12 protein-coding genes are annotated in these 12,563 nt (G+C 71.7%); 7 read left to right on the forward strand and 5 right to left on the reverse strand.

The annotated features are described in order from the left end of the window. Positions 1–151 precede the first annotated feature (151 nt). From ABD705_RS08505 to ABD705_RS08520, 4 genes are all read left to right on the forward strand, one after another. The gene (locus ABD705_RS08505; RefSeq protein WP_344782540.1) at positions 152–583 is read left to right on the forward strand and encodes a VOC family protein; all 432 of its coding nucleotides are present in this window, start codon (positions 152–154) and stop codon (positions 581–583) included. A 95-nt stretch (positions 584–678) separates the two neighbouring features. Beyond that, the gene (locus tag ABD705_RS08510; RefSeq protein WP_344782542.1) at positions 679–1,527 is read left to right on the forward strand and encodes an aldo/keto reductase; all 849 of its coding nucleotides are present in this window, start codon (positions 679–681) and stop codon (positions 1,525–1,527) included. An 85-nt stretch (positions 1,528–1,612) separates the two neighbouring features. Next, positions 1,613–3,055, forward strand: coding sequence for a CoA transferase (locus ABD705_RS08515; protein ID WP_344782544.1), 1,443 nt, complete (start codon positions 1,613–1,615; stop codon positions 3,053–3,055). Positions 3,056–3,125: 70 nt separating this feature from the next. After that, positions 3,126–3,443 (forward strand): cupin domain-containing protein, encoded by a 318-nt coding sequence (locus ABD705_RS08520; protein WP_344782546.1) that lies wholly within the window; start codon positions 3,126–3,128, stop codon positions 3,441–3,443. Between the two features lie 45 nt (positions 3,444–3,488). Here ABD705_RS08520 and pip read toward each other — a convergent pair whose 3' ends face one another. After that, a complete protein-coding gene (gene pip, locus ABD705_RS08525) occupies positions 3,489–4,424 on the reverse strand; it encodes a prolyl aminopeptidase (protein ID WP_344782548.1) in 936 nt (311 codons plus the stop codon). Positions 4,425–4,474: 50 nt separating this feature from the next. Here pip and ABD705_RS08530 point away from each other — a divergent pair, with 50 nt between their 5' ends. Continuing rightward, positions 4,475–5,383, forward strand: a complete 909-nt coding sequence (locus ABD705_RS08530) for an amidohydrolase family protein (protein WP_344782550.1) — start codon at positions 4,475–4,477, stop codon at positions 5,381–5,383. 26 nt (positions 5,384–5,409) lie between these two features. On the opposite strand, the gene pgi is transcribed toward ABD705_RS08530, so the two are convergent. After that, positions 5,410–7,089, reverse strand: coding sequence for a glucose-6-phosphate isomerase (gene pgi, locus ABD705_RS08535; RefSeq protein ID WP_344782552.1), 1,680 nt, complete (start codon positions 7,087–7,089; stop codon positions 5,410–5,412). 160 nt (positions 7,090–7,249) lie between these two features. On the opposite strand from pgi, the gene ABD705_RS08540 reads away from it, so the two are divergent. After that, complete coding sequence (locus tag ABD705_RS08540; RefSeq protein WP_344782554.1) at positions 7,250–8,044, forward strand: universal stress protein; 795 nt, start codon at positions 7,250–7,252, stop codon at positions 8,042–8,044. Positions 8,045–8,192: 148 nt separating this feature from the next. Then, the gene (locus ABD705_RS08545; protein ID WP_344782556.1) at positions 8,193–9,437 is read left to right on the forward strand and encodes an NAD(P)/FAD-dependent oxidoreductase; all 1,245 of its coding nucleotides are present in this window, start codon (positions 8,193–8,195) and stop codon (positions 9,435–9,437) included. 27 nt (positions 9,438–9,464) lie between these two features. Here the strand turns inward: ABD705_RS08545 and ABD705_RS08550 are convergent, their stop codons facing one another. The 3 genes from ABD705_RS08550 to ABD705_RS08560 all read right to left on the reverse strand — a co-directional run bounded on the left by ABD705_RS08550 (position 9,465) and on the right by ABD705_RS08560 (position 12,499). Next, the gene (locus ABD705_RS08550) at positions 9,465–10,100 is read right to left on the reverse strand and encodes a VOC family protein (RefSeq protein WP_344782558.1); all 636 of its coding nucleotides are present in this window, start codon (positions 10,098–10,100) and stop codon (positions 9,465–9,467) included. Positions 10,101–10,103: 3 nt separating this feature from the next. After that, positions 10,104–10,739: an NADPH-dependent F420 reductase gene (locus tag ABD705_RS08555; RefSeq protein WP_344782560.1), complete on the reverse strand. Its 636-nt coding sequence runs from the start codon at positions 10,737–10,739 to the stop codon at positions 10,104–10,106. Positions 10,740–10,807: 68 nt separating this feature from the next. After that, positions 10,808–12,499 carry a class I adenylate-forming enzyme family protein gene (locus tag ABD705_RS08560; protein WP_344782562.1) on the reverse strand — a complete coding sequence of 564 codons (1,692 nt, stop codon included), beginning with the start codon at positions 12,497–12,499 and terminating at the stop codon, positions 10,808–10,810. Positions 12,500–12,563 lie beyond the last annotated feature (64 nt).

Genomic DNA, 12,563 nt, shown 5'->3' on the forward strand with positions numbered 1-12,563 from the left:
TCTCGCAAGGACAGATACCGAAGCACTAACATACGATTCATCCCATATTCTGAAGTAAAACTTCAGAGGCGACGGTCGCTGCTCGCTGTCGGCGGGCAGTTTCCTGTGGGGTGCGGGTCGCGCTGCGCCCCCCACCTGCCAGACTGACGACGTGGATCAACGCGTGCACTTCCTCACCCTCGCGACGGCCGATCTGGACGCCGCACGGCAGTTCTACCGCGACGGGCTCGGGTGGACGCCGCTGTTCGACCAGCCCGGTGAGATCCTCTTCTTCCAGATCGCGCCGGGCCTGGTGCTCGGGCTGTTCGCCGCCGACAAGTTCGATCAGGATCTGCTGCGGGGCCACTCCACCAGCGGCGTCAGCGGAGTCACGTTGTCACACAACGTCGCAGATCGCGCCGCCGTGACCACCACCATCGAGCAGCTTCTCGCCGCAGGAGGGTCGATCGTCAAGTCCGCACAGGAGGGCGAGTTCGGCGGCATCTTCCACGGCCACGTGGCCGACCCGAACGGTGTCATCTGGGAGATCGCGCATAACCCCGGCTGGCACATCGACGGCGACGGGACCGTGCGCCTCGAGTGAAGCGCCGCGGCGGGGCCGCACTGTCTGCGCGCCCGTGGTGCCAGCCCCAGTCGCCCGCGCGGAATAGATCCCCGCTCGCCCCGATTGCACCGAATATGGCAACGGCAGCGACGACGGACACGATCACGATCAAAGACCTCGGCACGGTCACCCGGCTCGGCTACGGCGCGATGCGCATCACCGGCCGCGGCATCTGGGGCGAGCCGGCCGATCCCGAGGGCGCGCGGGCGGCCGTGCGCCGCGCGGTCGAGCTCGGTGTCGACTTCATCGACACCGCCGACTCGTATGGCCCCGAAGTCAGCGAGCGGATCATCGCCGAGGTGCTGCATCCGTACCCGGCCGGCCTGCGCATCGCCACGAAGGCGGGCCAGGTGCGCACCGGGCCGAACAAGTGGATCCCGGTCGGCCGCGCCGAATACCTGCGCCAGCAGCTCGAGATGAGCCTGCGGCGCCTGCAGGTCGACGAGATCGACCTGTTCCAGCTGCACCGGATCGACCCGAAGGTCGAGCTCGCCGAGCAGTTCGGCGAGCTCGCGGCCTTCCAGCGCGAAGGCAAGGCGCGCGCGCTCGGGCTCTCGCAGGTCAGCATCGCGCAGATCGAAGAGGCATCCACGCACTTCACGGTCGCCAGCGTGCAGAACCGCTACAACCTCGCCGACCGCTCGTCGCAGGACGTGCTCGACTACTGCACCGCGCACGAGATCGCGTTCATCCCGTGGGCACCGCTGGACGCCGGCAAGCTCGCGAACGACGTGGTGGATGCCGCAGCCCAGCGCCTGGGCGCCACTGCGGCGCAGGTGACCCTGGCGTGGCTGCTGCAGCGCTCGCCGATGATGCTCCCCATCCCCGGCAGCTCGTCGGCCGCGCACGTCGCCGACAACCTCGGAGCGGCAAGCCTCACCCTGGACGAGCAGACGGTCGCCGAGCTCGACGCCGTCGGCTGATCGCCCCCCCGACATCGCGCGGCCGGCTTGGTAGCATTTCCTGCATGGACCGGTGACGGGACGGTCCGCGCCGAGAGGTCGGATGATGAGCGCATTCGCTGATCTGCTGGCGCTGCTCTGGCGCGCGACCGCAGCGACCGGATCGGGCGAGCGAGCCGCGGATGGGGCCGCGGGCGGTCAGGGCCCAGACGGGGAGGCGGCCGAGGGCGCCGGGTCGGCCACCGGCCCGCGCGTCGTGCTGCCGTCCGCGTTCGACGTGACGGGACTGGCGACCGGCGCGATCGCGGCGGGGCTCCGCGCCGCGGCCGAGCTCGTCGCGGCACGTGCGGGCGCCGCGACCCCGGCGGTCACGGTGGACAGCCGCGACGCCTGCGCCGACTTCGCGCGCGAGGGCTTGTTCACGCCGGTCGACTGGGAGCACCCGGCGATCTGGGATCCGATCGCCGGCAACTATCGCACCGCCGACGGCTGGATCCGGCTGCACACCAACTACACCTGGCATCGCGCAGTCGTGGAGCGGGTGCTGGATGCCCGGGGCCGCGACGCGGTGCACGCCGCCCTCGCCACCCGCACCGGCGACGAGGTCGAGACCGCCGTCGTCGCCGCCGGCGGTGCGGCCGCCGTCATGCACGACCGTGCGCAATGGCTGGCCTCCGCCGCAGGGGCCGCCACGGCAGGCGCCCGCCCGATCAGCATCACCGAGCGCCCGGCAGCGTCATCCGCGGCGCCGCGCTGGAACGGCCGATCGGGCGCCGGCCTCCCGCTGGCCGGCGTGCGGGTGCTGGATCTGACCCGCGTGATCGCAGGCCCCACATGCACCACGTTTCTCGGCGGCTACGGCGCCGACGTGCTGCGCATCGATCCGCCCGGATTCGACGAGGTCACCTCGCTGCTGCCGGTGACCACGGTGGGCAAGCGCACCGCGTTCCTCGATCTGCGGGAGTCGGCGGGCCGCGCCGCCTTCGAGCGGCTGGTCGCAGACGCCGATGTGCTGGTGACCGGACTGCGGTCGGACGCGCTGGCCGGACTCGGCTACGACGATGCCGCGCTGGGTGCGCTCAACGCCGATCTGATCCACGCCAGCCTGGACGCCTACGGGTGGGAGGGCCCGTGGCGCGGACGACGCGGGTTCGACAGCCTCGTGCAGATGAGCTGCGGCATCGCTGCTGCCGGGGCGGCCGCCGCGGGCGTCGACACGCCGACGCCACTGCCCGTGCAGGCGCTGGACCATGCCGCCGGCTGGCTGCTGGGTGCGGCCATCGCTCGGGCGCTGACCCGCCGGCTGACCGACGGGACCACCGCCCGCATCCATGCCTCGCTGATCGGCACCGCGAACCTGCTGTACGAGCTGACCGCACCCGCCCAGGCTCCGGCCGGGCTCGCGGAGGTCGGCCTCGAGGAGGTGGACACCGCGTGGGGGCCCGCCCGCGGCGTGCCGATGCCCGGCCGGATCGACGGCGTCGTCCCCGACTGGGCGCCGCAGGCCGGCCCGCTCGGCCGCCACCCCGCGCGGTGGAACCCGCGCTGACCCGCGCCGACGGCAGGCGAGTGCGGCCGGATCCGCCCGGGCACCCTCATTTCCGCGGGAGGATGGCCCCATGGCAATGACGGTTATCGAGCACCCAGACGCACTCGTCGAGATCGAAGCGGGCACGCGCAACGCCCAGATGGCGTTATCCGGCGACGGCGTGCGGGCGGTGGTCTTCGCGTTCGACACCGGCGCCGAGTTGGCCGAGCACACCGCGCCCGGGCCGATCGTCGTGCAGGCGCTGTCGGGCCACCTCACCTTCACCGCCGAGGGCGTCACGAAGGACCTGCGCCCCGGCGCGCTGCTGCACCTGGATGCCCGCATCCCGCATTCGGTGGTGGCGCTGGAGCCTTCCAAGATGCTGCTGATGATCATCCGCAAGGACTGACCGGAGCGGCTGACCGGAGCGACCGGTCCGAGCGGATGCCGCGGCTCAGCCCGCGAACTCGTCGGTGGCCTGAGCCACCAGCGCCATCATCTCGGGGCCGCCGTGCCCCTCGGTCTCGACGATGTGCAGCCGGCTGCCCGGCCACGCCCGGTGCAGCCGCCACGCCGTGGCCGCGGGCCCGCTGACGTCGTGGCGGCCGTGGATGAGCACGCCGGGGATGCCGGCGAGCTGGCCGGCGCGGTCGATGATCGGCACGTCCAGAAACCCGTCGTGCGCCCAGTAGTGCGTCACGAGCGTCGCGAAGATCTGCTGGGTGCGCGGGTCGGAGGGATGCAGCGGCCCGGCCGTGCGCAGCGGATCGAGCAAGACGTGCACGCCCTCCCAGCGGTCCCATGCGGCGGCCGTGCGCGCCCGCACCGCGGCATCCGGATCTCGCAGCAGCCGCGCATACGCGTCGATGACGCGCTCGCCGGGCTCGCGCGCGGATGCCATCCGCTCCCACTCTTCCGGGAACACGGCGCCCATGGTCTCGGTGATCCAGTCGACCTCCGCGCGCGACGTCGTCGTGACCGCGGCGTCCACGATGGCGGTGACGCGGTCCGGATGCGCGAGCGCGTAGGCCAGCGCGAGCGTCGAGCCCCATGACACCCCGTGCACGAGCCAGCGCTCGACGCCCAGGTGCCGGCGCACCGCCTCGATGTCGCCGATCAGCGCCGGCGTCGTGTTCGCGTCGAGGTGTGCCAGATCGTCGATGACGTTCGGGGTGCTGCGGCCGCAGCCGCGCTGATCGATCCCGATGATCCGGTAGCGTGCCGGATCGAAGCGTCGCCGGTAGCCGCCCGCGCCGAGGCCGCCACCGGGGCCGCCGTGCAGATACAGCGCGGGCCGACCGTCGGGGTTCCCGGATGCCTCCCAATAGATCTCGGCTCCGTCCGGGCGCGTCACCCGGCCGTGGGCGTACGGCTCGATCGCAGGATGCACGGCGTCAGCCTAGCCCGCACCCGGGACCGCAGCAGGCATAGCCTGGGACCGTGCAGACCACGCCCGGACCGAGCTCGGACGCCGCGATCCCCGCCTACCTGAGTGCCCTGGGGCTGCCCGGCATCGCCGACGCGCACGTGCACTTCATGCCGCAGAACGTGCTCGACAAGGTCTGGGCGTTCTTCGACCACGTCGGCGACGGCGACGGCCACCAGCCCTGGCCCATCGCCTATCGCACCGGTGAATCCGAGCGCATCGCGACGCTTGCCCGGCTCGGCGTGATCGCCTACCCGACGCTGAACTATGCGCATCGCCCGGGCATGGCGGCGTGGCTCAACGCCTATTCGCGCGACTTCGCCGCGCACCACCCGCACGCCGTGCCCTCAGGCACGTTCTTCGCCGAGCAGTCCGCGACCGCCGACGCCGAGGCGGCGCTGGCCGACGGCGCGCGGATCTTCAAGATCCACGTGCAGGTCGGCGGATTCGCCCCAGACGATCCGGTGCTGGACGGCGCATGGTCGGCCCTGGCCTCGGCGCAGGTGCCCACCGTCATCCACTGCGGGTCGGGCCCGCACGCCGGCCGGTACACCGGTCCGGACCGGATCGCGACGCTGCTGCACCGGCATCCCGATCTGCCGCTGATCATCGCCCATGGCGGCATGCCCGAGTACGGTGGGTTCACGGACCTCGCCGAGCGCCACCCGGGCGTGCACCTGGACACGACCATGGTCGGCACCGACTATGCGCAGGCGAGCATGCCGGTGCCCGCCGAGGTGCTGGTCCGCTGGCGGCGGATGCCGCAGAAGATCGTGCTGGGCACCGACTTTCCCAACATCCCGTACCCGTATGCGCACCAGATCAGGGTGCTCGCCGACCTCGGCTTCGGCGACGACTGGATGCGCGCCGTGCTGTGGCACAACGGCGCACGACTGATGCGCGTGGCGTCGCCCGCCGGCTGAGCACCGGGCCTTGCGGCGGTGCGCCGCTACTTGCGGTGCGTCGCGTAGTACTCCAGCAGGCCGCGGGTCGACCCGTCCTGGGCGGCGAGGGCATCGGCGTCGCCCTCGATCGCCGGAGCGATCTGCAGCGCGAGCTGCTTGCCGAGCTCGACGCCCCACTGGTCGAACGAATTGATGCCCCACACCGCCCCCTGCGTGAACGTGATGTGCTCGTACAGCGCGATCAGCTCGCCCAGCACGCGCGGCGTCAGCGCCGGCGCGAAGATCGACGTGGTCGGCCGGTTGCCGCTGAACGTGCGGGCAGCCACGAGCGGTCCGGTGGTGCCCTCGGCCTCGACCTCCGCCGCGGTCTTGCCGAACGCGAGCGCCTTGGTCTGCGCGAGGAAGTTGGCCAGGAACAGCCCGTGCACGTCACGGTCGCCGTCCTGGAGCGGATACGCCGGGTTGGCGAACCCGATGAAGTCGGCCGGGATCAGCCGCGTGCCCTGGTGGATCAGCTGGTAGAACGCGTGCTGCCCGTTCGTGCCGGGCTCGCCCCAGAACACCTCGCCGGTGTCGGTCGTCACCGGTGACCCGTCCCAGCGCACGCTCTTGCCGTTGGACTCCATGGTCAGCTGCTGCAGATAGGCCGGAAAGCGGTGCAGCAGCTGCGCATACGGCAGCACCGCGTGCGACTGCGCGCCGAGGAAGTTGTTGTACCAGACATTGAGCAGCCCCATCAGCATCGGCACGTTCTGGGCCAGGGGAGTGGATGCCACGTGCAGATCGACGGCGTGGTAGCCGGCCAGTAGCTCTTCGAACGCGTCGGGGCCCAGGGCGAGCTCGAGCGACAGTCCGATCGCCGAGTCCACCGAGTACCGGCCGCCCACCCAGTCCCAGAACCCGAACGCGTTGTCGGTGTCGATGCCGAAGGCCGCGACCTTCTCCAGCGCGGTCGAGACGGCGACGAAGTGGTGGGCGACGGCATCCTTCTTCGCCTCGTCCGATCCGTCGATCGCGCCGGCTTTCTGCAGCCCCTGCCACAGCCAGTCGCGGGCCAGGCGCGCGTTGGTCAGCGTCTCGAGCGTCGTGAACGTCTTGGACGCGACGATGAACAGCGTCGTGGCGGGGTCGAGGTCGGCGGTGGTCTGCGCCAGGTCAGTGGGGTCGATGTTCGAGATGAACCGCGCCTCGATTCCGGCATCGGCATAGGGCTTCAGCGCCTCGTAGACCATGACCGGGCCGAGGTCGGAGCCGCCGATGCCGATGTTGACCACGTGCGTGACCTTCTTGCCGGTCACGCCCTTCCACGAGCCCTCGCGCACCCGGTCGGCGAACGCGCGCATGCGCGCGAGCACGTCGTGCACCTCGGCATCGACATCCTGACCGTCCACGACGAGGGCGGGTTGGATGCCGGCGGGCCGGCGCAGCGCCGTGTGCAGCACGGCGCGGTCCTCGGTGGTGTTGATGTGGACGCCGGAGAGCATCCGCGCGAACCGCTCGGTCACCCCGGTCTGCTCGCCCAGACGCACCAGGGCGGCGAGGATGTCGTCGTCGATGAGGTTCTTCGACAGATCGACGTGCAGGTCGGCCAGGTCGAAGCTGAAACGCTGCGCACGCTGCGCGTCGGCGGCGAACCAGCCGCGCAGATCGGGCTTCAGCTCGACCTTGTGCTGCGCCAGTTCGGCCCAGGCGGATGTCGTGGTTGCGTCGATCGGAGCGGTCATGCTTCCACGCTAGTCCGCTGCGCCGACAGTGTCAGCGGTCACCGCCGCGTCACCGCGGGGCGTGGTCTGCGCGCGACTCCCAGGGCGTGAGAGCGGCGTATGGCGCAACCTGGCAGGTCTGGCCTAGATTGTGCATACCTGACGGGTTGGGGAGGCGGCAATGTACTCGCGCATCGTGGTGGCACTGGATGGCTCTGCCTTCGCCGAAGAGGTGATTCCGGGGGCGGCCGTGCTGGCGAAGCAGATCGGTGCCTCACTGTCGCTCGTGCGCATCGCCGAGCGCACCGGCGACATGCCCGCCGCGCAGGAGTACGTGCAGGTCCTGGCCCGCACGTACGGCGCCGAGGGCCACGCCGCGGTCGCGCGCGGGTCGGTCAGCGACGCGATCATGGGCGAGGTCGACCGCGTGCCGGGGTCGCTGGCGGCGATCTCCGCGCGCGGGCACAGCGGGCTGGGCACCGCCGTGCTCGGCAGCGTCGCCCGCGAGTACGTGCAGGCCAGCCACGACCCGGTGCTGGTCTATCGACCGCAGGGGCGGGCCGGGGCCGAGCCCGCGCCGATCACGACCGTGCTGCTGCCGTTGGACGGCACGCCGCGCTCCGAATCGATGGCGGGCGAGGCGGCCGAATGGGCGCGCGCGCTCGGTGCCGAACTGCTCGTCGTGCAGGTGCTGCGCGGGGCGCCGGCATTCGGCATCGACGTCACCGAAGATGGCTACGTCCGCGCCCGCGCGGAAGAGATCGCCGAGCAGTACGGCATCGACGCCCAATGGGATGTGCTGCACGGCGACCCGGTGGGCGCGCTCGTGGGGTATCTGAAAGGTCTCGAGAACGTTCTGGTCGTGATGGCGACCCGCACGCAGCCGGCGCTGCGGGCGGCCGTGCTGGGCAGCGTGACCTCGGGCCTCATGCACGGCGCCAGCGTGCCGGCGATCGTGCAAGCCACCCGCGCCTGACGACCGGCGATACGCCGCCGTCGAGAACCGCACCGGGTGAGCCGCCGCGGTCCGGCCCGCCCGCGGCCATGCCAGACTCACAAGCAGGCAGGCACGACGTCGTGCGGCCGGTCGGGGCAGTGGGCGCTCGCGGGAATCGGGAGGACGGATGTCGGAGAACATCGAGGGTGACGACGTGTCGCTGTGGGTGGCCAGCACCCCGGCGACCGACTATCCGGCACTGATCGACGACGACACGGTCTACGACCTGGCCGTCGTCGGCGGCGGGATCACCGGCATCGTGACCGCCTACGAGGCCCTCGCCCGCGGCCTGTCGGTGGTGATCATCGAGAAGGACCGCCTGGTCGAGTGGACCACGGGCGGCACGACCGCCAAGCTCGCCTCGCAGCACTACCTGATCTACGACTACCTCATCGGCCGGCACGGCCGCAATGCGGCCCGCGCGTTCGCCGACGCCAACCAGCGGGGCGTCGACCGGGTCGAGCAGATCGGCCGGTCCCTGGGCATCGACAGCGAGTTCGCCCGGCGCGACGCCTACGTCTACAGCCGCCGGGGCGACACCGTCGACCGGATGAAGGCCGAAGTCGAGGCCGCGGCATCCCTCGGTCTTCCTGCGACGTTCGAGACGACCATCGACCTGCCGTTCGACATCACCGGCGCCGTGAAGTTCTCAGGCCAAGCGCAGTTCCACCCCCGCAAGTTCCTGCTTCCGCTCGCAGCCGACGTCGCCGCACGCGGAGGTGTGATCTACGAGCACACCGAGGCGACCGACATCCTCCCCGGCGACCCCGACGTCGTGGTCACGCGCACGACCTCCGGCACCGGCACCGGGCGCATCCGGGCCCGACACGTGCTGCAGGCCAGCGGCGAGCCGTTCTGGCACCGCGAGGTGTTCGACGGCTTCCTGTGGCTGAAGATGTCGTACGCGCTGGCCGTCCGGCTCAAGCCCGGCGCCGCATACCCGCACAGCATGTACATCACGACCGACGACCCGATGCGCACGATGCGCTCGGCGACGTTCGAGGGTGCCCCGGTGCTGATCTTCGGCGGCGAGAGCCACGAGTACGACGAGGCGACGTTCGACGAGGCAGCCCGTCACCGTGCACTCATCGACGACGTGCGGCGCACGTTCGACGTCGACCGGGTGCTGTTCCGGTGGCTGGCCGGCGACTACATGCCCTATGACCGGATGCCGTACATCGGCGCGCTGCCCGGGTACCCGACGATCCACGTCGTCACGGGATACCGCGCCTGGGGGCTCGCGTGGGCGATGTCGGCGGCGCAGGCCATCGCCGACGACGTCACCGGCACGCCGGTGGACTGGGCCGCCCCGTTCCGGCTGGACCGCCTCGCGCACCCGATCCCGCCGGCCGAGCGCGTCTCGGGGTTCTGAGCCGGGAGGCGCCCGGGCAGGCGAGGGCTACAGCGTGACGGTGCCGGAGGCCGTCCGAAGCGTCAGCGCGTAACCGGCGTTCGGACCGCTCGCCACGGGGGCGGTGGCCGAGGCGGGCAGGCCCAGCGCAGCGATGGCCCCGCGTGCGCGGTCGGCGGCCGGCTGCGTGCGCGTGAACGACATGAGTTCGACCGCCGGCAGCTCGCCCAGACCCGGGTGGGCGGTGTCCTGCCAGTCGATGAGGAACGGCACGCCGTCTTGCCGCGGCTGGGTCAGCCGCCACGCCAGCACGGTGCCGTCGGGGGTGCGCCGCGACAGCGCAGCGGCCTCGCCGGGGTCGGCACCGGCGGCGCGGGCGGCGGCGATGGTCGCGTCGAGGTCGTCCGGGTGCACGGCGTAGGTCACGATGGCCGGACCGGTCAGCGTGTCGATGCCGAACAGCGCCGGCGTGGTCTCGGCATCCGGCGCCGGGCCCAGCAGCTCGATGTACTGCCGTCCGCGCGCGCCGTCGACGGTCAGCGCGACGAGCGCATTGGCGGTGCCGGTGGGATGCCGGCCGCCGGGCGCCGCCGTGACGCCGGTGCGCTCGGCGAACCAGGCGACGAGCCCGTCCAGGCTCGGGCCCGCGATGACGACGTGGTCCAGGAGCGTCGGGATGCCCATGTCTCAGCGGGCCGCGCGGGCCAGGTTCGCGCGCAGCTCGTCGGCGTTCTGCCGGGTCACATAGGCGGGCTGGTCGCGCTCGACGCGCCAGCTCTCGGCCAGCGGGCCGATGTTCACGGTGTCGTAGCCGAAGTCGTCATACAGCGACGTCACGAACGCGGCCGCGTCGTCGTGATCGCTCGCGGTGGCCAGGGCGCGCCGGTTCGCGGTGCCGGCCGGCGACCCGTCGGTGAGGATCGTGGTGGACATGATGTGGTTGAACGCCTTGGCGACCTTCGCGTCGGGCAGCTGCCGCTGCACGAGCTGCGATGTCGTGGTCTGCTTGTCGTCGAGAGCGGCGATGTGGCCGTCGCGCTCCCAGTAGTAGTTGCACGTGTCGAGCACGATCTTGCCGGCCAGCTGCACGGCCGGCAGGTCGCCGACGGCCGTCATCGGCACCGTCACGATCGCCCAGTCCGCGGCGGCCGCGGCTTCGGCGACCGTTGCTGCGCGTGCCTTTCCGCCGAGCTGTCCGATCAGATCGGCGAGCGTGGCGGGTCCGCGCGAATTGGCGATCACGACGTCGTAGCCGCGGGCGACCAGGCCCTGCGCAAGTGTGCCGCCGATGTGTCCTGCTCCGATGATTCCCACAGTGGTCATGTCAAAGACAACGCAGGATGCCCCTGCTCATTCCCCGTCGCCGGGGCGTTTCGACTCGCTGCGCTCGCTCAACGGGCGGGGGCGTGCGAGGCGGCCAGCAGATACTTCTGGATCTTGCCGGTCGTGGTCATCGGCAGCTCGTCGACGCTGAGGAACGTGAAGCCGCGCGGCACCTTGAACGGCGCCAGGCGGGCGCGGGCGTGCGCGAGCAGGGCGCGCTCGTCGGGCGCGGCATCCTCGTTCATCACGACCCACGCCCAGCCGACCTCGCCGTAGCGCTCGTCCGGGATGCCCGCGACGTACGCCTGGCTGACGCCGTCGGCACCGCTGAGCACCTGCTCGACCTCGGTCGGCGCGACCAGCTCGCCGCCGACCTTGAACAGCTCCTTGCTGCGCCCGCGCAGGTGGATGTAGCCCTCGTCGTCGACGAACCCGAGATCGCCGGTGCGCAGCCAGCCGTCGGCGTCGAGGGCCTGCGGCGCGTTCGCCCCGACGTACTCGCGGGTCACCTGCGGACCCCGCACGACCAGCTCGCCCTCGGCGCCGTCGGGCAGCGGATGCCCGTCGAACGGGTCGACGGTGCGGTATTCGGCGAGCCGGCCCGACCCGTCCGCGGCCACACCGCCGAGCTTCATCGCGCCGACCACCGCCGACACCGTCTGGATCGAATCGCCCGGCAGGGTCAGGGCGGTGGCGGCCGAGACCTCGGTCTGCCCGTATCCGGTGAAGATCATCTGCGGCGCCAGGTCGGTCATGACCCGCTCCCACAGCCACACCGGGGCGGGGGCTGCGGCCGAGAACACCGACTGCAGGCTCGACAGATCGGGGCGCAGCTTGGCCGCCTGATCGACCACGGCGACGGTCATCGTCGGCACGAACAGCACCTCATTGATGCGGAACCGCTCGATCTGCTCGAGCGTCGTACGCGGGTTGAACACCCGCTGCGGCACGATCGCGCCGCCGACGAACATCGCCGCGAGCATGCCTTCGATGTAGCCGAACACGTGGTACAGCGGCAGCGCGAACCCGATCCGCCAGCCGTCGTCGAACGCGCGGTGGTAGGCCGAGCCGTAGCCGCTGCGCAGCAGCATGTCGTGCGTGAGCTGCGCACCCAGGGCGTGCCCGGTGGTGCCCGAGGTGAAGACGATGTCGGCGACGTCGTCGGCGGCGATCGCGGCGGATGCCGCATCCACCGCCGCCTCGTCGCCGCGCTGGGCCAGCTGCGGGACGGTCACGGCGCCGTCACGCCAGCCGTCCTCGACGAGCACGATCGTGCGCAGCGACGGCACCTCGGTGCTGGTCACGCCCGCCTCCCAGCCCGCGAAGCGCTCGTCGAACACGGCGAGGAAGTCGGTGGCCGCCGACCGGTCGATCGACAGCAGCACGGATGCCTCGGCATGCGCGAGGCGCTGGATGATCTCATCGCCCCGGTACGAGTAGTTCAGTGCGACCGCGATGGCCCCGGTGCGGGCGATCGCGAACTTCAGCACCGGGTAGTCGACCCGGTTGTCGACCAGCATCGCGACCCGGTCGCCCGGGCGCACGCCCAGGTCGATCAGGCCGGCCGCCAGCCGGCGCGATCGCGCCACGACGTCGGCATAGGTCAGGGTCGCGGCATCCGAGATCGCATACGGCCGGTCGCCGAAGGCGGCGGCCGCGTCGTCGAACGCCGCGGTCAGGGTGCGGGGGCGCCACGGGCCGACGCGCTCTTGCAGCGACTGGCGGCGACGGGCGACTTCTTCGGGTGAGATCTCGCTCATGCCGCTGACGCTACCGTGCGCGCCGCCGCCGGGCCAGCTTGCACGCGCGTTCGGCGCGGGGGCG

This window comes from Microbacterium kribbense, from assembly GCF_039537285.1.
Classification (GTDB): Bacteria; Actinomycetota; Actinomycetes; order Actinomycetales; family Microbacteriaceae; genus Microbacterium; species Microbacterium kribbense.